16 protein-coding genes are annotated in these 25952 nt (G+C 54.6%); 6 read left to right on the plus strand and 10 right to left on the minus strand.

Annotated features, from left to right (window positions below; genetic code table 11):
- Positions 1 to 47: 47 nt before the first annotated feature.
- The 6 genes from ACZA91_RS15295 to ACZA91_RS15320 form a co-directional block, all read right to left on the minus strand.
- The gene (locus ACZA91_RS15295; RefSeq protein WP_463183194.1) at positions 48 to 497 is read right to left on the minus strand and encodes a cupin domain-containing protein; all 450 of its coding nucleotides are present in this window, start codon (positions 495 to 497) and stop codon (positions 48 to 50) included.
- 276 nt (positions 498 to 773) lie between these two features.
- On the minus strand, positions 774 to 1529 hold the full coding sequence (locus ACZA91_RS15300; RefSeq protein ID WP_463183196.1) for a Uma2 family endonuclease: 756 nt from the start codon (positions 1527 to 1529) through the stop codon (positions 774 to 776).
- Between the two features lie 134 nt (positions 1530 to 1663).
- Complete coding sequence (locus ACZA91_RS15305; RefSeq protein WP_463183198.1) at positions 1664 to 6445, minus strand: PAS domain-containing protein; 4782 nt, start codon at positions 6443 to 6445, stop codon at positions 1664 to 1666.
- 730 nt (positions 6446 to 7175) lie between these two features.
- Positions 7176 to 7343 carry a metallothionein gene (locus tag ACZA91_RS15310; protein ID WP_099532687.1) on the minus strand — a complete coding sequence of 56 codons (168 nt, stop codon included), beginning with the start codon at positions 7341 to 7343 and terminating at the stop codon, positions 7176 to 7178.
- 545 nt (positions 7344 to 7888) lie between these two features.
- Positions 7889 to 9673 carry an NAD+ synthase gene (locus ACZA91_RS15315; protein ID WP_190529866.1) on the minus strand — a complete coding sequence of 595 codons (1785 nt, stop codon included), beginning with the start codon at positions 9671 to 9673 and terminating at the stop codon, positions 7889 to 7891.
- A gap of 297 nt (positions 9674 to 9970) precedes the next feature.
- The gene (locus tag ACZA91_RS15320; RefSeq protein ID WP_190356049.1) at positions 9971 to 10576 is read right to left on the minus strand and encodes a gamma-glutamylcyclotransferase; all 606 of its coding nucleotides are present in this window, start codon (positions 10574 to 10576) and stop codon (positions 9971 to 9973) included.
- Between the two features lie 241 nt (positions 10577 to 10817).
- Between ACZA91_RS15320 and ACZA91_RS15325 the strand changes: the two genes are divergently transcribed.
- Positions 10818 to 12014 (plus strand): homocysteine biosynthesis protein, encoded by a 1197-nt coding sequence (locus ACZA91_RS15325; RefSeq protein ID WP_099532690.1) that lies wholly within the window; start codon positions 10818 to 10820, stop codon positions 12012 to 12014.
- A 36-nt stretch (positions 12015 to 12050) separates the two neighbouring features.
- Here the strand turns inward: ACZA91_RS15325 and ACZA91_RS15330 are convergent, their stop codons facing one another.
- Both ACZA91_RS15330 and ACZA91_RS15335 read right to left on the minus strand, forming a co-directional pair.
- The gene (locus ACZA91_RS15330; RefSeq protein WP_463183201.1) at positions 12051 to 12467 is read right to left on the minus strand and encodes a response regulator; all 417 of its coding nucleotides are present in this window, start codon (positions 12465 to 12467) and stop codon (positions 12051 to 12053) included.
- Positions 12468 to 12769: 302 nt separating this feature from the next.
- Complete coding sequence (locus ACZA91_RS15335; protein WP_463183204.1) at positions 12770 to 13015, minus strand: hypothetical protein; 246 nt, start codon at positions 13013 to 13015, stop codon at positions 12770 to 12772.
- Between the two features lie 969 nt (positions 13016 to 13984).
- Here ACZA91_RS15335 and ACZA91_RS15340 point away from each other — a divergent pair.
- From ACZA91_RS15340 to ACZA91_RS15360, 5 genes are all read left to right on the plus strand, one after another.
- Positions 13985 to 16228: a GAF domain-containing sensor histidine kinase gene (locus ACZA91_RS15340; protein ID WP_463183206.1), complete on the plus strand. Its 2244-nt coding sequence runs from the start codon at positions 13985 to 13987 to the stop codon at positions 16226 to 16228.
- A gap of 71 nt (positions 16229 to 16299) precedes the next feature.
- A complete protein-coding gene (locus ACZA91_RS15345; RefSeq protein WP_463183208.1) occupies positions 16300 to 17988 on the plus strand; it encodes a CheR family methyltransferase in 1689 nt (562 codons plus the stop codon).
- 708 nt (positions 17989 to 18696) lie between these two features.
- Complete coding sequence (locus tag ACZA91_RS15350; protein ID WP_463183210.1) at positions 18697 to 19791, plus strand: chemotaxis protein CheW; 1095 nt, start codon at positions 18697 to 18699, stop codon at positions 19789 to 19791.
- Positions 19792 to 19915: 124 nt separating this feature from the next.
- Positions 19916 to 21382: a HAMP domain-containing methyl-accepting chemotaxis protein gene (locus ACZA91_RS15355; RefSeq protein ID WP_463183212.1), complete on the plus strand. Its 1467-nt coding sequence runs from the start codon at positions 19916 to 19918 to the stop codon at positions 21380 to 21382.
- Between the two features lie 21 nt (positions 21383 to 21403).
- Positions 21404 to 23950 carry a hybrid sensor histidine kinase/response regulator gene (locus tag ACZA91_RS15360; RefSeq protein ID WP_463183214.1) on the plus strand — a complete coding sequence of 849 codons (2547 nt, stop codon included), beginning with the start codon at positions 21404 to 21406 and terminating at the stop codon, positions 23948 to 23950.
- A gap of 519 nt (positions 23951 to 24469) precedes the next feature.
- On the opposite strand, the gene remA is transcribed toward ACZA91_RS15360, so the two are convergent.
- Positions 24470 to 24730 (minus strand): extracellular matrix/biofilm regulator RemA, encoded by a 261-nt coding sequence (gene remA / locus ACZA91_RS15365; protein WP_099532739.1) that lies wholly within the window; start codon positions 24728 to 24730, stop codon positions 24470 to 24472.
- Positions 24731 to 25209: 479 nt separating this feature from the next.
- Entirely contained in the window at positions 25210 to 25947 is a 738-nt protein-coding gene (locus ACZA91_RS15370; protein WP_463183216.1) for a histidine phosphatase family protein, read from the minus strand.
- Positions 25948 to 25952 lie beyond the last annotated feature (5 nt).

Consider the following 25952-nt stretch of genomic DNA (forward strand, 5'->3'; position numbering starts at 1 on the left):
GTCTCCGCTTTCTTATGGGCACTTTCTATAGACGATCAACAGTTCTTCTACTCTGCGTTAGCGCGATCGCTACTCCAGAACAATTCCAAAGCCGATTCATCTAACAGATAAGCCGAGGTTTGATCGCCAATGACCCGCTTGCCCACCCTCGGAAAAACAGCCATATCCAAGGGTTTGTTTTCGCCACCCATCAGATAAACCAACTCTTCATCAAACGGGTTACGCAAGTGGTGTGGCTGTTGCGGAATGCCAAACCCCATGAAGTCTCCGGGCCCCACTTCGTATTCCGCCTCACCAATTTCCGCAACGCCCCGACCCGACAAAATATAAACCCACTCTTCTTCGGTTTGGTGGGCATGATAAATAAATGACTCTTTGCCAGGCGGCACTCGAGCGATCGTGATGCCAATCTGTTTGAGGCCAGCTACCCGACCCAAAAACCGCAAATCAATTTCTGAATTGGGATTCAGGGGGTGTTGGAATTTGACTGCATCCATTGCATCAATTTCAGATGCTCTGATCAAGGCAGGTGGCTTTTCGGGGTTCATGATCTGGACTCTCTAGGATGATATATGAACTGAAGCCAGACGAGCTGTTTTTGGATCACACTGAAACTGATCGATCGTACCCTCGTGGATTTTTTGAATCATGGCTTCAATCACCGCCAACAGATTAAAAAATCATTTCTTAGGGTTTACGGGCTTTCCAAATCGATCAAGCAGTTTCAACGCCAAGCAGGCAAGATCAACATTCCATGTAATAGCAGTTGGCGGTTAAATTGGGCTTTGCTCGGATGGATTTTCGACAGAGGATTGCGGTTCAGTATTCTCGGTTGTCGTTTGGGTAGTATCTGGACTGCTAGGGGGCGTTTGCAGTTGTTGCATGAACCAAGCCGCAGCGGCCGTGTTGGTTTCCGTGGCCAGTCGCTCCAGGGTTTGTTCTAGGAGGGCGATCGGCAAACCGGCTAACACCTGTGATTGTTCCAACAATCGATAGTGACCCGATTCATCCAAACCAAAGGCAAAAATCCGCGACCCCTTAACATCAACCACCCAATATTCAGAAATCCCTAAACTCGCATAGAGCTGTTTTTGTTCATCCAAATCTAGGCTGAGGGTGGTGTCCGCAATTTCGCCCACCAGGTCGGGTCGGCGATCGCGTTGCAGATTAATTCGACGCGGTTGGCCCGGTTGCCACTGGGGAATATTATCCCCTCGATAGAGCACCAAATCGGGCGAACAGGCGTGGGTTTCTGGCGATTCCAGTAGGCAGCGACCGTAGGATTGCAGGGTGACTTCTGGATGGAGAAATGCCCAGAATCCAAAGATCATCGTGATCAAATCGCTAAACGCCGCATGATTCGGCCCTTCAAATCCCATATTGACCCACAACCAATCGTGATGAAATGCAATTTTTTGCCAATTTGAATTGGAATCGCGAACTGCTAGATAATCTGCCCAAGTGGCATCACGGCGCTGCCAGCGAGATGCCAGTGGTGGTGTGGTTGGTCTATCCAGTGCTAGGGTCATCGATCGCCTCCTAGGATCTCTGATCTGCTCTCACTTTGCTGGCCGAAAACGCGATCGCTGCTGTTATTACTGTTATATAGATTCTCTTTGCAAGTCAGCTCTCAATCAGGTCTCTAATCAAGATTGTGATCCTGTTAGTTGGGTTTTGGGTAGGTTTTGCTAATGGGGTTCCCGATCGCGCTGGTGGGGCAATGGTTCGCAGGGCTTGAGGTTAGCGGATTTTGCTGATCTGCGAAGGTGCGTAAACCGTCCAAAATATTCAGAATTTGAGCGGTGTTCAGGCGATCGAGTGCCTCTTGGCCCTGACTAGCCCAGGTAACCCAAGGCTCCGTTCCGCTGGCCGCTGACCATTGGGCTAACTGCTCCACAAAACCGCGCATCTGGCGCAGGGTCATGGTTTGGCGCAGGGATCCTTCATAAACCAAGAGCCACGATCGCACCACCAGGGGATTGGGGGCCGCTTCGGTGAGCTGAATCGGGGCGATCGCCCGGCTCTGTGCAGCTAAATCCGTTGGGGCCAGAGGCGGCGGGGGTTGCTCTGCGGCCTGTTGCAAAGCAGCTTTCAGCGCCACGTCCAGGCTGGAGGGATGGTCGGCCCCTGAGTTTGTCGGGGGGGTGGCTGGGATTGGGGGTTGGGCTGGGTTGGGGCCATTGGGTGGCGGCTCTGTAGGCGGTTGGGCGGGTAATTCTGTGGGTGATTTTGCGGGTAATTCTGGGGCTAGCGCTGGAGTCAGTTCAAAATTTAACGCCTTGAACGCCAGTGCCGGATCTCCTGTGGACTCCGTTGTTCGGTTTAGTTCCGGCTCCGGTGCAAATGTCGGCTCTGATTCCCATGGTGCTTGCGGAATCCAGTCTTCAAAATTCTCTAACCCTCTCCAAGTCTCTAGGGCTTCTGGGTTGTGGGGTGGGTCGGGGGCGATGGGATGCGGGTTCGATCGCCCCGCGATCGGTGTTGGAACCACCGGAACCGCCGGAAAGTACAAACAAAACTGGCTACCCTGTCCCAAGGTGCTGCGTACTTGGATTGTGCCCCCCAGCATGGCCGTGAGCCGCTTGACGATCGCCAGTCCCAACCCTGTGCCGCCATATTCTCGCTCGCACTGACCTTCGCTTTGAATAAAGGCTTCAAAAATTCGGGACTGCTGGTCGGGTGCAATGCCAATTCCCGTATCTGTGACCGTCAACCGCAGATTGAGCGTGGGTTCCGGAAGGGCTTCGGGGTTGGGTTGTCCCGTAAAGTTGGGATTAACAAACGTGGGATGATTGGGCGGCGGTGGCAGTGGCGCTGGGCGATCGGGGTTGTTGGCCGCCTGGGGAACTGCATGGCTGGGGATGGTTTGCAGGGAAATCGTGACATGGCCACGCTCGGTGAACTTCACGGCATTGCCCACCAAGTTGACCAAAATTTGGCGGAGGCGCACGGAGTCAAAGGTGATCAACTCAGGGATTCGATCGGCCACGGCCACCTGCACCTGAATGCCTTTTTGTTGGGCCGCCACCGTAAACATTTCCGCCACCTCACGCAACACTAAGCGCGGCCGAATGGGGCCCCAGTGCAAAACTAGTTTTCCCGCTTCAATTTTTGAGAGATCCAACAAATCGTTAATTAAAGCCAACAGGGTTTCCCCGCTTTGGGTCATGACCTGAAGCCACGATCGGGTTTTGGGGTCTCGGGCTTCCCGTTGCAGCAGTTCACAAAATCCCAAAATGGAGTTCATGGGGGTGCGAATTTCGTGGCTGAGGTTCGCTAAAAATTCGCTCTTGGCGCGGTTGGCCAAGTCGGCGGCTTCTTTGGCTTGGCGCAGGGCGGCTTCGGCGGTGGCGCGGGATTGGGCCATGGCCATCAATGTGCCGACTTGCTGGGCCCATTTGATGCTGCCGGGTTCCCAGGCGGCGGGCTGGTTCATGGCCAAGACAAAGCAAGCCACCAGTTCACTGCGGTAGTGAATGGGTAACACCCCGATCGAACTCATGCCCTGTTCGGCTAACCAGTGGTCAATGGCAGCGTTCAGGGAATTTGAGCGATCCGCAGAATCTGGCAACAGAATTGGTTCTGCGCGATCCAGGCGATCGCTCAACCAATCCAACGGCAACAGCAGGGTTGAGGGATCCGGCGTGAGCGGACAAGCCACCTGATCCGTGGGCCGCAACCAATAGCCATCCAGGCTCCAGGGCTGACCGGCGGCCGGCCGCGAACAAAACCAGGCATGGCTCAGATGCAGGGCGGAAACCACCGTGGACAGCGTGGTGGCCAGGGCAACGCCAATATCTTCGTTCAAAAACTGCTGGGATAGGCTGGCTAAGACCCGATCGCGGTGCGATCGCCGTTGCAAAACCTCCAACAGCCGTTTCAGATCCGTGATGTCGTTGGCCGTGCCCAACAACAGTTGCGGCCGCCCCTGCTGATCCCAGCTAAAAACCGTTTCCCGACTGCTGAGGGTGCGCCATTCTCCATTGGCATGACGCATTCGATATTCCCGCTCCAAGACCTGGCCCACCTCAGTTCGCGCACAGGTGCGCCCATATTGCAGCAGCGCCAACCAGTCATCGGGGTGGAGCACATCCACAAAGGAACCTTGGGCCATTCGCTGAATTTCCGGCACTGAGTAGCCCAGCAGGGTTTCCACCGCTTGATTGACATAGACCAACTCTTGATCCAACAGGTTGTAGAGGTAGAGCAAGTTGGGGGTGGAGTCGGCCAACTGCTGCACAAACCGCTGGCTTTCGGCCAGTTGGGCCGTGCGTTCCTGAACGCGCTGTTCTAGCTGTTCGTTCAGTTGGCGCAAGGCTCCTTCAACGGCCTTGAGGGGGGTGATGTCTGCAATGTTTCCCAGCAGTTGGGTGGGATGACCTTGGCGATCGCGCGAGAAGATCGTTAACCGTTCAAAGAGCCAGCGCCATTCCCCGTCCGATCGCTGCATTCGATATTCCCGCTCGCAAATTTCCCCATCCGTGCAGCTTAAAACGGTGTCGTAGTGATGGGCCAAGCGCTCAAAATCGTCGGGATGCACCAGGCGCACCACCATGGCGCTGGTCATGGCCTGGATTTCCCGAGGGGTGTAGCCCAAAATATCCTGCACCGCATGGTTGATGTAGAGGGTGCGGTGCTGGGTCAGGTCGTAAAGATAGACCATGTTGGGGTTCGCGTCGGCCATTTTTTGCAGCATGTGTTGACTGTGGGCCAGGTCGGTGGACTGTTCGGCGGCGCGGGTCGCTAATTCCGTGTTGAGGCGATCGATCGCGCGGTTCGCCCGTTGCCGTTCCAGCTCGGCCGCAGCCCGGGCCGCAAAAATTCGCAAAATGGTGATGTGGTTGGGATCCTCGGGCAACGGCTGCGTATCCATCACAATCAAGGCCCCGATCGTTGTGCCTTGGGAGTCTTGGAGGGGCACACCTGCATAGCTTTCGGCTCCCAGGTTGCGCAGGTTGGTTCCTTGGGGAAATTGGGATTGCAAACTTTGCCCACAGGTGTAGGTTTGGCCACCAAAGACGATCGCACAGGGGTGATGGGTCCAGTAATAGGCAAAGCTGGTTCCCCATTCCGTTTGATTCCACCAGGCCAACACCTCCGCTTGGTGGCATCGATGATCCATGACGCTGGTGAGAAAGGCATAGCGAACGCCCAGGGATTCTGCCAACAGCCGCACGCAGTTCTCAAAAAAGGCTTTGCCGGTGCTGGTGGTGGCTTCGACCAAGGCCCGCAACATGGCTTCCCGGCGCTGGAGGTCGCTGATGTCTTGGAAGGCTAAGAACAAACAGGCTTGGCCGTCCAGCTCGATCGGGGCGGCAGACAGTTGCACCAATTTGCGCTGGCCGTTGAGATCGTGAATCGCCAGTTCCGGCGACTGGTAATAGCGACCGGTTTGGATGGTGGAGCGAATTTGTTGATAGTCCCGATCGCGCAAAAATCCCTGAAGTGACTGCACGCTGAGGCCTTGCACTTCCGCTGGCAAATAGCCGGCCAAGCGCGTGAAGGCTTCATTGGCTTCCAAAATCAAACCTCCTCCATCCAAAATTAGGCCAGGAGAAGGATTAAGTCGAAAAACCGCCATCCAGCGCGATTCAGTCAGGCGCAAGGCTTGGGCAATGGACTGACTGACCCGATCGCGATCGGGATTGCGATAAATCAAGGCACGATCGGTGGCGGCCAAGGTTGGGAGGTGCGATCGGTTCCAGGGGCGCTCAAGGGCAGGTTGGCTAGATTCCGGTTTGCCGGATTCTGGTTTGATAGATTCTGGTTTGGTCGATCCAAGTTGTAAGCGATTCGGTTCGATCGCCCCCCCAGATCCGTCGGATCCAGCCAACTCCGACAACCCTGGCTCAGGAACCGCCGCCGCCTGCGTTTCGGCAGCCTGCTCCAATCCTTCCAACCGCAAGCCCACCGCCAACGACAGGGCCACCGCTTGCAATTCCCGCTGGGCAAAAATGGACAGGGGCGGCACTGGAGCCGACTGCACGGCCATGAGCCAACCCCAATGGTGTTGTTGGGGAGCAATGGGAATCGCCACAAAGCATTGAATTTGCAAGGCCTTGAGATGTTGCGACAGCAGGGGCGATCGCCCTTGCAGCGGCCCTGCCACCCCAATCACCGGCTCCACCACCGTGATCGGCAGCAGCGGAAACTGCAACGGCAACTCCCCACCCAAGCGGCTGTCCTCGTCGGGGCGGCTAGATTCATAAACCACCTGCAAGCCTTGGTTCTGGATCCGCTGGGCAATCAACACCGCATCCACCCCCAACTGCAGCCGCAAATCGTGCAGGGCGGCTTGGGCAATGCGCGGCCAGCGATCGCCCCGGGCCAGCCGCTCCATCACTCGCTGGGCCAGATTTCCCGTTTCCGTTGCCCGCTGTTCGCGCGATCGCTCAACGCTGTGGCCCATGTCCGGGCGATCGAGAAAGGTCTCACTCAGTGCCATAGCAAAAACGAACCGCACCTCAGTTTGGAATAGGCGGAACCTTCTATTCTGCATTTGCACTAGGAGGCTGGGGTGATGGCAATCAAGCACCATTACCGCCCAAGAATCCTTCGAGGCTTCCCAATTATTTGCCGAAACTCCCGGCCTTCCTCAGACGCTTGCAAGTCAATGAACTGGCGAGCAAATTTCCCAGAAATACCGCTAAGAAATGTTTCTCGGAAAGATCACCAAAGGTATTCCCCAAGGACATTACTCAGGGATATGGCCCAGAAACAGGTCTGAGCAAGCCGGGATCCTCACACCAGGAATTGGCAATTGGCAAGCTGCACTTGAACTTAGGTTCTACTTCAATTGTGTCTTTTTTAAACTGTAATGGCTTTAAATGATCAAATTGTGTCGATCGACCCAACGAAGGCGCGATCGCACGTCACCGCCAATCAATATTTGTTGCTATATATCAATATCTGTTGATCACCTGTCGATCACTTATTGATCATTTTTTACTGATTATCTATTGATCTCTATCGATATTGGTCTCTATTGATATTGGTCTCTACCAATTTTTGCCTATAAAAGCGTGAGTTTAAGATATAAAAAATGAGTTTATATGTGAATTTGAAAGCATAAATCAACAGCTATATCAAAAATCAACAGCCATATCAAACCGCAAAGGGGGCGCACGGCCGCACGCCCCGATCCGAACTGTCAGAAATTACGGCAAAAACCTAGCCTAAGCTTGACCGCAATTGCAGCCGGAATTGCCACAGCAAGCGCCGCCTTCATGGCCATTGGCGCAGGCTTCGCTGCAATAGTGTTTTCCGTCTTTTTGGATGGCGGTTGCCAAGTCCACGGTGCAGAGGCAGGGGCCGCAGTCGCATTTTTGAGTGGTCGTCGTCATGGGTTGCTCCTAGCAATCTCACTGAGCAGTGAGGCGAGTGGGTTGAAGATCCCTAAGATCCCCGATCGAGGATGGTGCGTCGCTGGGTCGTTGGTTGTTGTCCAAGGGGGAGGTTCCCCGAGTTCTGGGCCCGACGTGGGGTTCCAGAAATAACTCCAAGCCATGACCTGATCGCGATTGGCGTTTGAGGTGGGGATCTCAAAATTGGGGTCTGAGTTGGGGTCTAAGTTGAAACCTAAGTTGATCTTAGGTCAGCTTTAGATGAATAGCTGAACGTTTGTTCAGATGTTGCTACTTTAGCATGACTTTTCCCACGACTGTCAAGGGTCGATCGGGGAAAGGGAAAATTTACCGAGAATGCTGAGGTCCTTAAGCCATGCCCCTAGGCAATTTTGATGACCCTAGGGCCTGTCGTCATTTCCTAGCATCCGGCGGAAACGATTGATTTTCCATATCCCAGTCGTTGTAACAAGGGGCTTAAGCCCCTTGTCCCCCACGATCTGCCAACGGCGGAATCAAGGTTTCAGACGATTTGACGACACGCCCTAGGCATCGCTCAACTGCCAGCAACTGGCGATCGGCATTCGCCAACCCACCCCAAAGGCCTGATCGCTGACCTTGAGCACCGGGGGCGTTTGTCGCCGTTTAAATTCAGCCCGAGCAACCAGGTGCATCACCCGCCGCACGGTGGCCGACTCGTGACCAGCGGCCACCAAATCCGCGAGGGATTGCCGACGATTCACCAGGCGATCGAGAATGTCATCCAAAACTTCATAAGGGGGCAAGGAATCTTGATCCAGTTGGTCGGGGCGCAGTTCGGCGCTGGGGGGCTTGTTCAGTACGTTGCTGGGCACGATTTCCGCCCCCTGGGACACCAACCGCGCAAAGGCAGCCGCGCCCACTTGCCCCTGATTGAGCCAATGGCAGAGGGAATAGACGCGGGTTTTGGGCACATCGGCGATCGCGGCCAAGCCACCGTTGGTGTCGCCATACAGGGTGCAATAGCCCACGGCCATTTCGGATTTGTTGCCTGTGGAAATGAGCAAATAGCCAAATTTGTTGGCCAGGGCCATTAACAAATTGCCGCGAATGCGCGATTGCAAATTCTCTTCGGTCACGTCCGGTTGGGTTTGGGCAAAGGGTTCCGCTAGGGTTTGCTCAAAGGTGGCCATCAAGTCCCCGATCGGGAGTTTCAGGGTTGGGAAACCCAAGTTTTCCGCCAGGGCTAGGGCATCGGCGATCGAGTGGTCGGAACTGTAAGGGGAAGGCATCAACACGCCCAAAACGTTTTCGGCCCCCAATGCCGCCACGGCCAAGGCTCCAACCAAGGTGGAATCAATCCCTCCACTGAGGCCCAGCACAATTTTGCGAAAGCCACATTTGCGGGCATAGTCCCGAATGCCCAACACGAGGGCTGACCACAGTTCCGCATCGGTGCTGGGAGCGAGGGGAGCCAGCAATCCGGTTTGTTCTGGCAGGGGTTGCTCATCTGCCAACAGGGGCAAGCTGTGGGGCCAAGATCCTTCCTGGCCGGTGACCACAAAATCGCGGGTTTCCGGATCAAATTCCGTGATGATTAACCCGGTTTCAAAGCTCGCTCCCCGGGCCGCGATCGCCCCTGTGCGACTGATGACCAAGCTGGTGCCATCAAAGATCAGATCATCATTGCTGCCCACCTGATTGACATAGGCGATCGGGAAACCATAATTCAAAACCGAATGTTGCAGCATTTCTTCGCGCAACCGAGGCTTCCCGATCGTGTAGGGCGATGCGGACAGATTCACCACCCAATCCACATCACAATCTGCCAACTCCGCCAGGGGATCCACATCATAGAATTTGCGGCCCCAAAACTGATTGTTGTTCCAAATATCCTCACAGATTGTTACACCGATTTTGATGCCATCGAGCGTGAACCATTCCGCTTTTTTACCCGGCTCAAAATAGCGCCCCTCATCAAAAACATCATAGGTGGGCAGCAGTCGTTTACTAAACACATGCCGCAGGGCACAACTATCAATCAGCACTGCGCTATTAAAGAGACTTTTTCCACCTTCGGTCGCCAACAAATTGCCAATGATTGTCCCCGTCAGCACGGCCAGATTAGGCGGCAGCTCACGGGCCAGCTTGGTCAACTGTTGTTTTGTGGCTTCCAAAAAGCTGGGCCAAGCCAACAAATCGCGTGGTGGATATCCACAAAGGGCTAATTCCGGAACCACCAACAGCCGCGCACCTTGGCGACTGGCCTGCTGGGCAGCGTTGAGGATGGCACGGGTGTTTCCCGCCAAATCTCCGACCACAAGGTTCAGTTGAGCGAGGGCAATTTTCATGGGGGCAAGCGGGGGAGGATCGATCGGGATATCGACGGAATTACGAAATTATCGATATAGCCTATCGGCAAATTAGCGATCGCGTAATGGGAATTGATCTGCAATTTGTCGAGTCGATCGCCCCTTTCCTTGGGGCCCCGGTGCTTTTGTTGCACCACCGTGGAGAACAGGCTGAGATGTCTGTTCTGGAATCGCTAGCCGTTGATTAGCCCCCAAACATCAACCGTTTGATTGGATTTGATCGGGTTTGATTCGGACTAGATCGCATTTAGTCCCGTTGAATCCATGCTCCAAGGCCTAGCTGGCTTGGGGGTGATAGGGATGAGGATGAGGGTGGGGATATTGATGGTGATGTTGGCGTTGAAGTTGAGCCATGTGATGGAAGAGTTTCCAGCAATATTCTTCTGGCAGGCCGCAGGTGGTGGCTCCGCGCATCACGACGGTGAAATACCAATCATTGGGGGCCAGTTCGCGGGTCAATTTGTCCACAACCACGTAGGTGCGCACATCGCGGTAGGTTTGGCCCTGGCTGGTGACGGTGATGGTTTCGCGACGGTAGCCGCCTCGGGGCACATCTTCGCGATCGTCCAGTTGGTCGCTTAAGCGCCAGGGCAGGGCATAAAGAACCCCAAAAACGCGCGATCGGGCATCGGGAACCACATCCAACACGCCGCATTCTCGCCGGGGCGATCGCCAGTTAAACCCCAACCGATAACCCTCAAGCATGGCCGTGCCCACCAGGTAAGGATAAGCCGGCTCTCCGAGGGTGCGCTGCAAATCCACCGGGCACATGCAGGAGCCATAGGCAAAGTACAGAAACGTGGGTTCAGCGGGAGAACCGTTGGTCAGCGAGGCTTGGGGGGCGACGGGTGCGGCGATCGGGGCGGGGCGAGAGGGGTTCATCGGCAGACGGAGGTGGATGGGGAAACGTTGATCCGATTGTCACCGCTGGGGGCCGTTGGGTTACGGAGGATTAAGCATTCGATCGAACCCGAAGCGAAGGGGTCAGCAGCGAGCAAGATTGTGCCAGCATTGTGCTGGTTTGCATCCTAGCAAAACTGTTTACCGAAATACAACTAAAACTCGATCGAAAAACCGTAGATTCAACGGTAGATTCAGATTACGTTACCGAGTTCCGAAGCCCATGCGATCGATTGCCGAGATCAACGACAAAATCCGGAGTGGCCAAGTCACCGTTTGGACGGCCGAAGAACTGAAAGCCCAAGTGGCCACAATCGGCATCCAGGCGGCGGCCGCGCGGGTAGACGTGGTGGTGACCGGAACCTTTGAACCCATGGAGGCTTCTGGGGCCTTTCTGAACCTGGGGCAAACGGATCCACCGATCAAAATTCGCCGTTGCTGGCTCGATGGCGTGCCGGCCTATGCGGGCTTTGGGGCGGTGGATTTGTATTTGGGAGCCAGCCACCCGGTGGAATTTGCCGACGGAGAAGCGCCCGATGAAGGCCGCGATCGGGGCGGTGGCCATGTCATTGAAAGTTTGATCGCGGGGCATTCGGTGCAACTACGGGCGATCGGGCATGTGACCGACTGCTATCCCCGAGGCTCCTTTGAAACCTCGATTTCCCGCGACACGATCAACCAGTTTTATCTCTACAACCCCCGCAACCTCTACCAAAACTTCATCGTGGGCGTGAATGGGGGCGATCGGCTGCTGAATACCTACTTGGGCCCCTTGCAACCCAACCTGGGCAATGCAGTCTATGTCAGCGGTGGGGCCTTGTCTCCCCTGCTGAACGATCCGGAACTGCGACTGTTGGGCATTGGCAGCCGCATTTGGTTGGCCGGCAGCCAGGGCTACATTGCCTGGGAAGGAACTCAGCATTTTCCGCTGCAAAAGCGCCTCCCCAACCAAACCCCGATCGGCCCGGCGGCCACCCTGGCTTTGGTGGGAGATGCCAAACAAATGCAGGCCCAATGGGTGCGCGGTTGCTATTTCAAAGGCTATGGGCCGTCCCTGATGTTGGGGGTGGGTGTGCCGTTGCCGGTGGTGGACGAAGCGGTGGTGGCCCGTTGCGCCGTCAAAGATGAAGAGATTGTGGCCCCGATCGTGGATTTTTCGATTCCCCGACGGGTGCGGCCCACCTTTGGCCTGGTGAACTATGCCCAACTGAAGTCCGGTCGCATTGAAATTGACGGAAAACTCGTGCGCACAGCACCGCTCACTAGCTTGGCCCTGTCGCGCCAGGTATCCGAGGCGCTGAAATTGGAAATTCAACAGGGGCGGTTTTTGCTGTCGGAGGCCGTGGCCCCGTTGCCAAGCGATCGCACCTTTATTCCGCAGGATCGCTGGGGACAAATTGGGATGGAATCGGAACCTTAGGGCGTAGGGGTCGCGATCGCCCAAGGCATCGCTCACCTAAGCGCGATCGAGCGTGTGGTGAGCCACCAAGGAGCGCAAAGCATCTTGATCGAACGGTTTGGTGATGTATTCCGTGGCTCCTGCCAGTTGCCCTTGAATGCGATCGAACGGGCGATCGTGGGAAGTCAACATAATCACCGGTAGCGCAGCAAACTGGGGCAAGCTGCGCAAAATTCGGCACAGCTCCAGCCCATTCAGATTCGGCATCGACACATCCAACAGCAGCAGATCGATCGGCTGGTGGTAGATCATCGACAGCGCCTCCACCGGATCCGCCGTCGTCACCACGTTGTACAAATCCTCTAACGTGCGGCGCACCAAGGTATGCACAATCAAGCTATCGTCCACCGCCAGCACCGTGGGCTTCGTCATGCTCGATCGAGCCACAGAAACGACATCAGAGGAGCTGTTCATGACTGACCCCAGGATTGAGATGATCGATGCGGCAATTGATGGGGCAAATTCCCAAACGCCTTGTGCCTCACCCCTCGCAGGTTGGTTTCAGGTCGCTGGTCGAATCAGCCTGCCCAATCCTGCAAGAAATAGCACTCTCGTTTGATTAATCCATCAATTGCTACCTTAGCTGCCTTATTAGATGATTATTCCTAGATTCCTGATTTCTTTCACCCATATGGCTAATCTCCCAAGGAGAAAGACAAGGACTTTCAAGACAATTTCAAGGCGATCGAGGGACTGAGACTAAAGCAGGGAACTAATTAAATTCTGGCATTTTCCGTTGCGCCCTGGTCAAAATTCTGTTCGTAGGCATCAATTTTTGATAATTGGTCAAAGTTGACGATTGGCGCGCGGATCGTGCCTTGGTCGCAATCTGCGCTGATCTTGCCCGCTGCCTTGCTCAGGCCTCGACCCACGGCAACAGTAGCGCAATTTAAAAATAAGGAGTCTGAGTCTCTTGCGCTGGTTGGCGGAGAGGGCAGCGGCAATGATTTGGCCCTTGCCAAAGGTCTTGCAGGGGAAATGGCGTGGTTTTGGGCTGGTTGGGGCGGAATGGGTAGCTCAGTGATTTTTTGAAGAAAAGATCAAAAAAACATGAAGAGAATTTGAATATCGTCTCTATTAATAACTGTAATTTATCCAAAATTCATTCAAGATTGATCTGATATTTGTCCAGTATTTGTCCAGCATCTATCCAGCATTTATTGAGTGCTCCTCTGGTGTTCATGAACCATTGCTCGACTGCTGATTGATGACTCATGAACGGTTTGTCAACTATTCGTCAATTATTCGTTATTAATCCAGTAGCGATGAATGGGCGATCGGGGCATTAGGGGCATTACGTTGATGGGCCATATTGATGAGCCATTGGTGATGGAGTAGGGCCGCGATCATTCATGGGGCATCATCAGTTTATGGGGCATCTTATGAGGCATCAGCAAGGCCCTATCAAGATTGAAAGTCATCAAGGCCAACGTTGGGATTTTGCGAGCACTGATGATGCCAAAGGCCAATTTTCATCCTCTCAGGATTCTCTGAAGGGATGCAAAAGCAATTGGGGTGGTCAATTGCGATCGGGAAACAATTGCCGTGGAATCAGGTTTTTGAACAATTATGAAGATCAAAAACTTAACCTGATCGGCCGAAGGAGTGATTGAGACCAGTAATGAAAATAGATTCAATTTCTGAAAGCTCTAATGGGCGATCGCTCGTGAAATCAAGACTTAGTGTCAAAATCAGCAAATTATCTGACGAGAATCAAGGGAAAGCGTGTTTATTTAAGGGTCGGAGAGTATTTACATAAATTTATGATCAAGGGTTTGCGTCCAATCTTTCGTGGATTTATCAATAAAACGCCACATTCGCAGATCTAGTGAAAGATCCTGGGCTAAAATTGATAGCAAATACAGATTTTTTTAACAGTTTTGGGGAGAGATGCCGCAACCATCCTCCAGCAGCCAATTTTGGAAATTGTAATGGTTACTCAACTACCGTCCTACGCCATGCGGCGATCGCCTCATCGATCCCAAGCTGGGCCGTTGTTAGTTCATTCCCTCGGAACCTCAGCGGCACGTCTCAGAAATAGCTCCTCTTGGTCTGACGGTGCGATCAAGTCAACGAATCATTCAGCGAATCAACCAGTGGCCAATTCGGCTTCCCTGAATCAAGAGCTGGCCTTCAGCACGGATCCAGATTCAACGGCTCATTGGCTAGATAGCAGTTCCGAGGCGGACTGTCGATCGCTGCTGACGATGCTGAATGGGGTGGGGGCCATTTTGACCGGCACGGGGCCCCTGGAACGGCGACTGCAACGAACATTACGTTACTTAGCCCGTTACCTGGATCTAAAGGAAGCGGAACTGTGGTCTTACGATCGGGTGCAACATCGGTTTAAGTTGGCGGCCCTGTTTGTGCGGGGACAGGGGCGAAATTTGGCAGTGCATTTCGATCGCTCCGTGTCGGAAGCGGAGGTGCGCAAGCTGGGGCGGCGGGGCAGTCGCTCCATGGGCAAGCTGGAACTGTCGCAGCTTTCACCCCAGGGGTTGGAGACCGGCTCTGAGGAGGCGGCATCCTCTGCCCAGGCTTTTTATTGGGGGGCTTATCCCCTGCGCATGGAGCGGCATCCCCTGGGGATGTTGTTGCTGTGGCGCGATCGCCCCTGGTCGTTGGCCATGCAAGAGGCGGTGGAACAGGTGGCGCGGTTGGTGGCGCTGGCGCTGGGCCATGACTTGGCTAAACAGGGCGATCGGCAAAAACCAGAGGTGCGGCTGCGACCTTGGCTCGAAAAAATCCGCTCATCCCTCGATTTGGATGCAATTTTGGCGGCGGCGGTGCGGGAGTTGCGTTTGGTGTTGCGGGTCGATCGCTGTGCTTATTTGTGGGCTTTGCGGGGCCCCAACGGAGCCATGCAGCTCACCGTTAGCCACCAGGACAGCCGCCAACCGGCCTTGGATGGGGCCTTCACCCGGGCGATCGCCCAAGGCCTGCCCTCCCTATTGATGCCAGCGGCGCTCGATCGGGCTGATCTGAGCACCACTTCCACCCTGCCCTGGACACAACTCACCCACCTGCTACACCATCCCGATCCCCAAGTGGCCCACTGGGCCGAGTCCGCCGGGATCAATGCCCTGTTGATTGTGCCTGTGCAGACGGCTTCTGGCCATTCCGGGGCGATCGCCTGCACCACCACTAGCCAGCGTCGTCAATGGTCGAGCGACGACTGCGAGGCCCTGCGTTGGGCGGCCGATCGCCTAGCCGTCGCCATCAGCCAAGCGGAACTGTACGATCGCTCCCAGGCCGCTGTACGCGCCACCGAAACCCAATTTCACGAGCTAGAACGTACCCTTGAGGATTTGAAAAAAGCCCAAGCCCAACTGGTTCACTCCGAAAAAATGTCTAGCCTTGGCCAGTTGGCGGCCGGCATTGCCCACGAAATTAACAACCCCGTCAACTTCATCAGCGGCAACCTGGATTGGGCCAGCGATGCCCTCACGGAATTGATCGAACTGGTGCGCCTGTACCAACGCCACACCCATGACGATGATCCCGAAATCATGGCCCAGGCCGAGCAGATGGACTTGGAATTCGTGCTAGAAGATTTGCCAAAGGTCTTGCATTCCATGCGCCAAGGCACAGAACGGATTCAAGGCATTGTGGCTTCCATGCGCAATTTCTCGCGGCTCGATCGCGCGGAAGTTTCCTCCGTGGATTTGCATGAAGGCATCGACAGTACCTTGCTTATTTTGCATAGTCGCCTGGAGCGTAAAGGTCGGCAAAATCGGATTGAAGTGGTGCGCGATTATGGTGAGTTGCCCTTGGTGGAATGCCACAGCGGTCAGCTCAATCAAGTGTTTATGAACCTATTAAGCAACGCGATCGATGCGCTCGAAGACCGAGAAACCGATCCGCGTATTGTCATTCGCACCCAATTAATGGCAGCAAATCCGGCAGTAGATGGGTCTGATCAGCCTTCAAAACCGGGCGTTGAAATCACGATTCAAGACAACGGCAGCGGAATTCCCCCAGAGGTCACTTCTCGAATTTTTGACCCATTTTTCACCACAAAACCTGTGGGCAAAGGCACAGGGTTGGGCCTATCTATCAGTTACCAAATTGTGGTCGATCGGCATGGGGGCAAAATTGCCTGTGAATCCCAACCCCACAAGGGCACAACCTTCCGACTGTGGCTCCCCCTAGCAGTGACCGATCGTAACCACTAAACTCAAGACAGCTCGTTGCATGAGTTACTCGTGAGGACAAGGGCTATTCCCTGTCTCTTTCTGTCAAGGTTATGCCCCCAGAGGTTATTGCGCTGCTCCATGAACTGGTTCCCATCATCTACGATCGCTATGGCCTCCGGCTGCGGGCTAGCGATCTCGAAGATTTGACCCAGTTTTTGCATAATCGTTGGCGAGCGGGCAGCCCCCAAACCTGGGCTACCTATCGTCAACTACTGTTGGATCGAAGTCCCTATGGCCAACAGGCTTGGCAACCCTTAATTAATGTCATCACCAATACGGAAAGCTATTTTTTCCGCGATCGGGGACAGTTTTCGCTCTTGCAACGGCAGATTTTGCCAGAGCTAATCCTGAGTCGGCAAGGAAGTCGGCGGCTTTGTTTGTGGAGTGCGGCTTGCGCTGGGGGCGAAGAACCCTATTCCTTGGCGATTGCTTTGCAGGGCATGTTGCCGGCCCATGAAAATTGGCAAATTCGCATTTTTGCCACGGATATTAATGAAGAAGCACTCGATCGGGCCCGATCGGGTCGTTTTCGATCGTGGTCATTCCGAGCCATTGATTCCACCACTTGGCAAACCTATTTTCGACCCCTGGCGGATGGCTGGCAAATTGACCCGGCGATTCAGCGATTGGTGACCTTTCAAAACTTCAATTTGGTGAATGATGAGTTGCCTTTAACTGATGTTGGCAAATTTGATCTAATTCTTTGTCGAAATGTTTTTATCTACTTTGCCACGGAGTCGATTACGCGAACCGTTGATCTGTTTGCCAAGGCCCTTGCTCCTGGAGGATATTTGCTCACGGGTCATGCGGAATTATGCCATCAACCGCTGCAATCTTTTGCAACTCAAATTTATCCAGAATCGGTGATCTATCGTCGGCGATCGGGACAAGCAACCGCAACCCCTTTGCCTCCAATCAATGGCTTAACCCAACCTTATGCCGCTGCCAGCAATTTAGAAAATCCCTTGGGGAATCCCTTAGAAAACACGGCGGGGCTGAAAAATGGGATGGAAACGCTTCATCCGGCTCCGCTGATCAATGCTGATGCCCAAGCGATCGCGATTGAAACGGCGATCGCCAATCATCAGGAACGGCCCAATTATTCGCGATCGGATCATTTAAATGACTTAACTAATTCCAACCATTTAAATAATTCCCGATCGAGCAATCCCCGGCCCACCGACTCATCCCCCCATTCCCTTCAGCCGTCGTCCTCCAAAGTGCCGGTGGTTAAGCCCCTTTCCACACCCTATGCTGTTCCCAAAAATCAAACAGAACAGTTACACAATCGCATCAAGCAAAAATTGTTGCAACTGCTAAAGCACTATCCCAACAGCAGCGCCACACTCTATGCACTCGCTTGCCTGCACGCCAATTGGGGAGCCAGCCAAGAAGCCAACCAATATTGTCAACAAGCCTTGGAAATTGAGCCGGAGTCAACGGAAATTTGCTGTCTGTTGGCGCGTATTTGGGAGGAACAAAACCAGCTCGATCAAGCCAAGCAATTTCTGCGGCGGGCGGTATATTTGGATCGCCATGCCCTGCCTCCCCGACTGGAATTAGCCAGCTTATATGAACGAATTGGGGATGCCACGGCGGCGCGTCGTCTTTATGCTTCGGCGTTGGAACTGTTGCAGGATTTTGCCCCCCATTGGCCGGTGTTTGACCATCACCATTTAACGGCGGGGGAGTTGAGCGATCGCCTCAAGGAACATCTGGCCGCGATTGGTGCTAACTGAACTCATTAGGGCTTCCCGTGGGATGTTCCGGGTTTTGATTGATTTTTCATTTACGGGCGACCCGTTGGTTGTCAATTGGTTGTCGATTAGTGGTCAATGAGTGATCCATTGGCGATCAATTAGTGGTCAATGAACTGGCAATCTATTAGCCATTGGCTATTAATTGTGCAAAAAAATATAGAGTTCACACAAAAACATAAAGAAAACGCCAAAAATCCCAAAGATCGGAAAAATCGAAAGTAAACTCAAGTTAGTTCGTCAGGGCAACGATCGAACAAAAAGCCATGGCAGAGTCCCCGTGACTCAGGAATCCAAGGTAAAAAGCGAAAGGTAAAAGCGCAAAAGGTTTTTGTCAAATCTGTGTGATCCCCACAAATCAGGGGTTGTAACAGATTTCTAAGCGGTTGTTTGAAAAGCCAAAGTTGCTACTCTGTACGCTTCAGTAATCGACGCAGACAAGGGGCTTAAGCCCCTTGCTCCCCACGATTGTTGGTGCTCGGCCCGGGCCAAAAAATACTTTTCAAACATCCTCGAAAAGAAAAATATGGCAAAAAGCTGCATATTTTGCCCGGTAACTTTGAGCTTTCGAGACTTCAAACTCACCCTAGTATTGTGGCGAGTCTGAGGTTGATTTCTGGTGCGATCTCTTGGGGGCGATCACTAGCGTGATGCTCGGGGCGATCGAGCGGGGCTAGCTGGTTCAGCAAAATGGGCGGTGAAGGGGGCGGTGAAGGGTTTGTGGCGACTGAACAAAGCTATTTGATTGTGGATGTGATGGGAACCCTGTGCGGTTTGGAGGCCCAGTGGGTGGAGGAAACTTTGCCCTTGGTGGAGCTGAAGCCGATCGCGGGGTTGGGAGCTGGCTATTTGGGAGCGATCGACCGGCGGGGAAAACTATTGCCGGTGGTGGATCTGGCAGATTGCTTGGGCCTGGCTCGATCGCCCTATGGCCTCTCCGATGCAATTGTGGTGTTGCGATCGCCCCAGGGGGTGAGCTTGGGGCTGATTGTGAATGAGGCGGTGGATCTGCAAGGGGTGATGCTGGATCCAGACCCCAGCCTGTTGGTGGCGGAACTGTCAGCCCAGGCCCGCGAGATTGTGCGGGATGTGGTGCTTTTGGCCGGTCAGCCCATCGCCCTGATCAACAGTGAAAATCTGTTCACGGTGTTGCAACAGCCCGAATGGCACCAATCGCCCCTGGATTCCGCCACCGATCGCTGGCAAACCCTTTCCGCGATGGATCAGGCCCTGTTGCGGGCGCGGGCAGTGGAACTGGCGGAGGCCGATCGCGCCGACAGTGACCAAGGGGGGCAACCCTGGATCGTGGTGGAAATTGGTGGCGAACGCTTTGGCATTGATGCGGCGGCCGTGCGGGAGTTGGCGGAGTTGCTGGTGATTGTGCCCCTGCCTTGTTGTCCCAGCCATGTGCTGGGGAATGCGAATCTGCGGGGCGAGATTGTGACGGCCATTGATATCAGCCCCTGGCTAGGCCAAGAGCGCCGGCCCGCCGTCACCCGATCGCTGGTGGCGATCGTGCAGGTGGAGGACTTAACGGTGGGCTTGGCGATCGATCGGGCGATCGAAACCCAATGGGTCAGCACCCAGCGTTTAGCCCCCGTTCCCTTTAACGCCAGCACCGCTGAGCAACTGGCTCCCGTCAACGGCTCCCTAGATTCAGCCATCGTCAACCGAGAAAGCGCCTACATTCGGGGCATCCATGTGGATGGGGGCCAAGCCACCAGTTGGCTGGATGTGGCCACCCTGTTGCGCGATCCGAGCTTGGTGGTTAACGAAAGTCTTTAGGCAGGTCTTGAGGCCCACGGGGCGATCGGCCCCCAAGCTTCCGAATTTCCCCAAGTTTATTTCCCCCAACTTTATTTCCCTATTTCCCTCAACTTTATTTCCCCCAACTTTGCAGGACAAAACCATGAATTCCCCCCTCAAAAACGATAGCCACTGGCGACTGCGGTATCAAATTTCCTTGGGATATGCCATGCCGATCGCCCTGTCGATCGTTGCCACCACCGTGGTTTTGAATAATGTGCAATCCGTGCGGGAGCAACAGGCGACTTTTAACCGAGTCACGCAAGTGGAAGAAAAAATCGGTCTGTTAGGGTTCAATGCCCAAACGGTTTCCCGGTCTACCCGAGGATACTTGCTCGATCAAAATCCCGTTTCCATTACTTCCTTTGAGCAGGCGCGTCGGAATGTTGACAAAGCCATGACCGATTTGGAAGCGATCGTTGTGGATGCTCGGCAGCGGGAAACCCTGGGCGAACTGAAACAGGATTTGGCGCAATTAATTTCCATCAACGAAAAACTATTGGCTATTGCTCGTCAAAATCCGGCCGGGGCGATCGCGGAATGGAAGCGGGATGGGGGTCGCCAAGCCATTCAAAGTGTTGAACGGTTGGTGGAAATTCTGCGCAGTCGGCAATCGGAATTGGTGGACAAAACCCTGAAGGATCAAAACGATGCCCTGACGGCCCTGTCGAATATTTCCCTGTTGACCACGGGGCTGGCGGTTTTGGGATCCACGGTGTTGGGGATTTGGATCGTGGTGGCGGTGAGTCGGCAAATGTTTGAAGTCAGCAGCAGCCTGGCAGCTTCATCCAGTGAAATTGCGGCCACGGTGGAGCAACAGGAACGCACTTCCAGCGCCCAAGCCGCTTCGGTGAATGAAACCACGGCCACGATGGATGAGCTGAGTGCTTCATCTCGGCAGTCGGCGGAACAAGCGGAGTCGGCGGCGGCGGCTTCCCAGCGGGTTTTGCATTTGGTGGAGGATGGCAACCGCACGGTGGGCCAAACCCTGGAGAGCATGACGGAAATGCGAATGCAAATGAATGCGATCGCCCAACAAATTTCCCAACTGAGCAGCCAGGCGGCCCAAATTGGCAGCATTACGCAGTTGGTGACGGATGTGGCCAATCAAACCAATATGTTGGCCCTGAATGCGGCGGTGGAGGCCGTGCGGGCCGGGGAACATGGCAAGGGTTTTTCGGTGGTGGCGGCGGAAATTCGCAAGCTGGCCGATCGCAGTAAGGAATCGGCCCAAAAGATTGATGGGTTGGTGACGGAAATTCAAGGGGCGATCGACACCACGGTCATGGCCACAGAAGAGGGCAGCAAGCGCGTGGAAACGGGCTTAACGGCCAGCCAGCAAACGGCGGGAGCCTTTGACGAGGTGGCCCGGGCGATCGATATGGTGGTGGTGAGTAACCAACAAATTTCGCTGAATATTCGCCAGCAGGCGATCGCCGTTGATCAAGTGGTGCAGGCCATGAATGCCTTGAACCAAGGGGCAAAGCAAACCGCCGAAGGCATTGCCCAAACCCGCATCGGCACTCGACGCTTGGAAGAGGCGGCCCGCGACCTGCAAGAGATGGTTTAGATTCCGGATGGGGAACGGCTGATGGCAATCATTGACGATCGGGATCTGCGGGAACTCTATCGCTTGTCCAGTGGCGAGCATCTGCAAACCCTGGAAACGGGACTGCTGCGGTTTGAACAAAATCCCAGCGATCGCGATGACTTTGCGGAACTGTTGCGGGCGGCCCACACCCTGAAGGGAGACTCGCGAATGCTGGGGGTGAACCATGTGGAAAAACTGGTTCATCAGGTGGAGCATGTGCTGAAACAGTTGCAGAGTCAGGAAATCAGCCTCACGCCGCTGCTGGCGGAAACGCTCTATAACACTCTGGATGCGGTCAAGCAGTTGGTACAGGAGGCCACGGAGGAGCTACCGAGTGAGCTGCCTTCTGCGATCGATCCGGTGCGGGTGTTGGCTCGGCTCATGCAGGCTAGCAGTGGGGTGGCTGAGTCGGAGTTGATGCCGCTGGAACCCAGTCCGCTCCCGATCGCCCAAACGGCCCCAGCGAGTCTTGAAGGAAACTCAGAGCTAATTCCAGAGCCAATTCCAGATCCCCAATTAATTCCAGAGCCAATTCCAGAGTCAATTCCAGATCCCCAATTAATTTCAGACTTAATTTCAGAACAGCCCAGCGAACCGGAAGTAACCCCCTCGACAACACCGCCAGCAGTTTCTAATTCGGCTCCAGCGCTTGGAGCCGATCGCCCCGCTTCTTCAGTCCCCACTTCCCCAGCCACCACATCGCCCCCACCGGCTCGATCGCTCGATCGGCCAACCAGTCCAGTTCATTCAATCCATTCAGTTAATCCCATCACGCCCACCAGCGCCGAGCCATACCACATCGACACGATTCGCGTTGCCACCCGCCATTTAGATGGCCTGGTCGATCGGGTGGGTGAGTTGGCGGCCATTGAGCGACGACTATCCCACCAGTCGGCCTTGCTCGATGGGTTGGTGCGGCTGTGGGAAGAATTGCGCTTGCTCGATCGGGGGCAGCAGCGGATTAGTGATCACACCCTAGCCACCGATCGTCGTCGTAGCGATCAGCAACGGCATCAACTGCACGAAGACTTTCAACAGGCCCTCTATGGCTTGCGGGAACGAGTCCAAAACGCCAACCACCGCCTGGAGGCGATCACCGATGACCTGAAAGATCGCACCCGTTCCCTGCGGTTGTTGCCCTTGGCCACGGTGTTTCAACATTTTCCGCGCATGGTGCGTGACTTGGCCCAGCAGCAGGGCAAGGCCGTCACCCTGGTGGTGGAAGGGGGCGAAACCACCGCCGACAAACAGGTGATTGAGGCGCTGCGAGATCCCCTATTGCACCTGGTGCGCAATGCGATCGACCACGGCATTGAGTCGGCGGCTGAACGTCAAGCAGCCGGTAAACCCGCCTGTGCCACCTTGCGGTTGCGGGGTGCTCAACAGGGCGATCGGGTCTTGATTTCCCTCAGCGACGACGGCCGCGGCTTGGATCGTCAGGCAATTATCGCCACCGCCGTTCGCCAGCAGCTTTACAGTGCCGAAGAACTCGCCCACTGGCAGGATGAACAGATTTTTGAGCTGATTTTGTTGCCAGGATTTTCCACCCGCCTGGAAGCCACCGAGCTATCGGGACGAGGCGTGGGCCTCGATGCGGTGCGGGTTTGTGCAGAACGGCTGAAGGGTCGGGTGATGGTGCAGTCCAAGCCGGGTCAGGGTTGCACCATCACCCTCACGGTGGGGACAACCCTGGCGGCCACCCAAGCCCTGTTGGTGATGACGCGCGATCGCACCTTGGCCATTCCTTTGGAATATGTTCACGAAACGCGCCTTGTGCCGGTCAGTCAAATCACTGCCTTGGAAGGTCGCCCCGTCATTTTGCTGGAAGGGGAACCGGTTTCCGCCACCGACCTGGGGGATTTGCTGGAGTTGCCGGGATTGCCGCCGGGGCCCGCGCCCGATCGGGTCGATGTCATTCCCCATGCCTGCGTGGTGTTGGTGATGGGGCGCGATCGCCTGGCCGTGTTTGTTGATCGGCTGATTGATGTGCAAGAAATTATGCTCAAGCCCCAGAGCAAACTGCTGGTGCGCGTGCGGAATGTGTCTGGGGTGACGATTTTGGGCAATGGAGATGTGTGCCCCGTGCTGCACCCGCCGGACTTGTTTGCCACCTTGGGCGGCCGCACCAGCCGCAACAGCAGCCTGAGCACGGCCGATTCCCTGAGCATGGCCCGGCCGCCAGCGATTTTGTTGGTGGAAGACTCGATCGCCACCCGTACCCAAGAAAAGCGAATTTTGGAAACCGCTGGCTACGACGTGGTGACCGCCACCGACGGGATGGATGCACTGCACAAGCTGCGATCGCGCACTTTCGACGCGATCGTCTCCGATATTCAAATGCCTCGTTTGGATGGGTTGGGGCTAACGGCGCGAATTCGTCAAATGCCCGAATACGACGACCTCCCGATCGTGCTCGTATCCTCCCTGAATTCCGACGCAGACAAACGACGGGGCGCGGAAGCCGGAGCCAATGCCTACCTAACCAAGGATGCATTTAACCAAGCGGCGCTGCTGGGAATTTTGCGCGAACTGGCTCGATCGCCCTAGTTACTGGTTATGAATTACAGCCCTTACCTCGCTAAACGTGAATTCGGGATAAGCACAGCACAGTAGGGTGGGCACTGCCCACCTAATAATTGCTTCATGGCATCTGCGATTGGCGTACCAATTCTTCTCAGCAACCCCGAGGCATAAACGGCTAGACGTAATTGGTGAACGATTTAATGGCGTTCTAGCTCGTGACCGGCAACGGTTGACCCATGCCAACCCGGAAACTCAACAGCTTCCTCAATTACCCAATTGATCTAGCGATCGCGAGCTAGAACGTCCCCCCCTAATCGATCGACAACTCCTTATGAACAAGTCATGAACGAATTGTGATGCCTGTTTGCCCTAAAACTCCCTAGATAAGATTTTTTGAGCAAACACACCATGAAATGAAGCCAAAAAGCTGAGAGCGAAAGCGACTCAGAATTTCCCAAAGACTTGACGGATTCCTAGAGCCGTTAACCAATTCCCATCGAATGATCCATGCGATCGGGTGGATGCTGGCGGCGATCGGAAAGATTAGTCCCCTTTGGGTTCCTTGCCAACCACCAAGCGATTGGCAACGGTTTCGGGTTGAATTGCAGACAACACCACATGGCCCGAATCCGAAATAATCACAGCTCTCGTACGGCGACCATAGGTGGCATCAATGAGTTGGCCACGATCTTTTGCATCAGTAACTAGGCGACGAATCGGAGCCGAGTCAGGGCTGACAATGGCAATGATTCGGTTGGCCGCCACAATATTACCGAAACCAACATTGATTAGTTGAATGTCCATCGACAAATTCCTCAAAGAGAAAACCCGTGAAGGTTGATTGAGTGGTTGGTAGATAATGATTAGTCACTCCGGGACAGAATCGATCCCAGCCCAATTAGGCAGGTTATGACCTGGTTGATCGCCGTTGTTGAGCACAGCATGACTATCCCAGGCAGCAACCGAATGAGCGGTTATACCTACTGAGTGTTATCTGAGTGCTATCTCAATGAACCAACCCAGAATGAATGGGTCTAAATCTCCTATTAGGAGGATTAGCCCCAGTTAATCAGGGTAGGGGATCGATCGGGAATCGATATCCCAAGGGGAAATTCAGTGTGCATCAGGACGATCTAGCACGAATGAACCAGGATAGATCGTCATGATGTATCACAACATCGATCAGGCGGGGCAGATTTGCGCGGACTGACTAACACACATGGAAAATTTAGCTCGAAAAATGAACATTCAGTCTATTTTCACAAAATTTCCCAGTAAGTTGATCAGTCTCTGTTCTCCAATAGTTGATTGAAGCGGTGAATTTGCCAAAAAACATGGTTCAACCGCTGTTGATCGTCTAAACCCATGGCGAGTTCCTGGGTAGTTTGCCAGCGGGTTTGATCGAGCCACAGCTCAAAAACTGCTCCGTGGGGGATGGAAATTTGCCATGTTCTTGGGGAGCCGAGGATCTCTGAGATTAGGTGTTGCAAGATCCAGTGATGGGTGATGATCCAAAGGCAGGGATCGGGATTTTGTGGCTCTGTTTCGGTGGGGTTTGTGTCAATAAATTGGCTAATTAGACCTTGTAAAAAGATCTGTGCGCGCGATCGCCCGGCTTCTAGGGTTTCTGATTGCGGAATTGGGATCCATTCCCAGGAATTTTCCAGTTTTTGGCAAAGTTCGGGATATTGTCGCCTGGCTTCGCTCCAGGTCAGCCCCTGAAAAATACCGTTGTCAAATTCGCAAAGGTGGGTGTCGGTGATGATTGGCGGCCGGGGTCGATCGCCCGGGGCTGGGTGGGCCATGGCGGCTGATCGCGCCAGTTGGGCGGTTTCTTGGGCCCGTTGTTGGGGGCTGCTGTAAATGGTTTGGGGATGGGCCCCCTGTTGGGCCAGGGCCCGGCCGAGCGATCGCGCTTGGGTTTGGCCCCGATCGGTCAAGGGGTCGTCGGCTCGCCCCATCATCCGCCCCGCTGCATTCCCGATCGACTCCGTATGACGGATAAAAAAGAGTTTCAGCATCAATT

It is taken from the genome of Limnothrix sp. CMB-01 (assembly GCF_055193175.1).

Excerpts from the sequence above, each read along its gene's own strand:
- ACZA91_RS15295 (WP_463183194.1), bottom strand. The coding sequence starts at position 497 with ATGGATGCAGTCAAATTCCAACACCCCCTGAATCCCAATTCAGAAATT.
- ACZA91_RS15300 (WP_463183196.1), bottom strand. The coding sequence starts at position 1,529 with ATGACCCTAGCACTGGATAGACCAACCACACCACCACTGGCATCTCGC.
- ACZA91_RS15305 (WP_463183198.1), bottom strand. The coding sequence starts at position 6,445 with ATGGCACTGAGTGAGACCTTTCTCGATCGCCCGGACATGGGCCACAGC.
- ACZA91_RS15310 (WP_099532687.1), bottom strand. The coding sequence starts at position 7,343 with ATGACGACGACCACTCAAAAATGCGACTGCGGCCCCTGCCTCTGCACC.
- ACZA91_RS15315 (WP_190529866.1), bottom strand. The coding sequence starts at position 9,673 with ATGAAAATTGCCCTCGCTCAACTGAACCTTGTGGTCGGAGATTTGGCG.
- ACZA91_RS15320 (WP_190356049.1), bottom strand. The coding sequence starts at position 10,576 with ATGAACCCCTCTCGCCCCGCCCCGATCGCCGCACCCGTCGCCCCCCAA.
- ACZA91_RS15325 (WP_099532690.1), top strand. The coding sequence starts at position 10,818 with ATGCGATCGATTGCCGAGATCAACGACAAAATCCGGAGTGGCCAAGTC.
- ACZA91_RS15330 (WP_463183201.1), bottom strand. The coding sequence starts at position 12,467 with ATGAACAGCTCCTCTGATGTCGTTTCTGTGGCTCGATCGAGCATGACG.
- ACZA91_RS15340 (WP_463183206.1), top strand. The coding sequence starts at position 13,985 with ATGGTTACTCAACTACCGTCCTACGCCATGCGGCGATCGCCTCATCGA.
- ACZA91_RS15345 (WP_463183208.1), top strand. The coding sequence starts at position 16,300 with ATGCCCCCAGAGGTTATTGCGCTGCTCCATGAACTGGTTCCCATCATC.
- ACZA91_RS15350 (WP_463183210.1), top strand. The coding sequence starts at position 18,697 with ATGGGCGGTGAAGGGGGCGGTGAAGGGTTTGTGGCGACTGAACAAAGC.
- ACZA91_RS15355 (WP_463183212.1), top strand. The coding sequence starts at position 19,916 with ATGAATTCCCCCCTCAAAAACGATAGCCACTGGCGACTGCGGTATCAA.
- ACZA91_RS15360 (WP_463183214.1), top strand. The coding sequence starts at position 21,404 with ATGGCAATCATTGACGATCGGGATCTGCGGGAACTCTATCGCTTGTCC.
- remA (WP_099532739.1), bottom strand. The coding sequence starts at position 24,730 with ATGGACATTCAACTAATCAATGTTGGTTTCGGTAATATTGTGGCGGCC.
- ACZA91_RS15370 (WP_463183216.1), bottom strand. The coding sequence starts at position 25,947 with ATGCTGAAACTCTTTTTTATCCGTCATACGGAGTCGATCGGGAATGCA.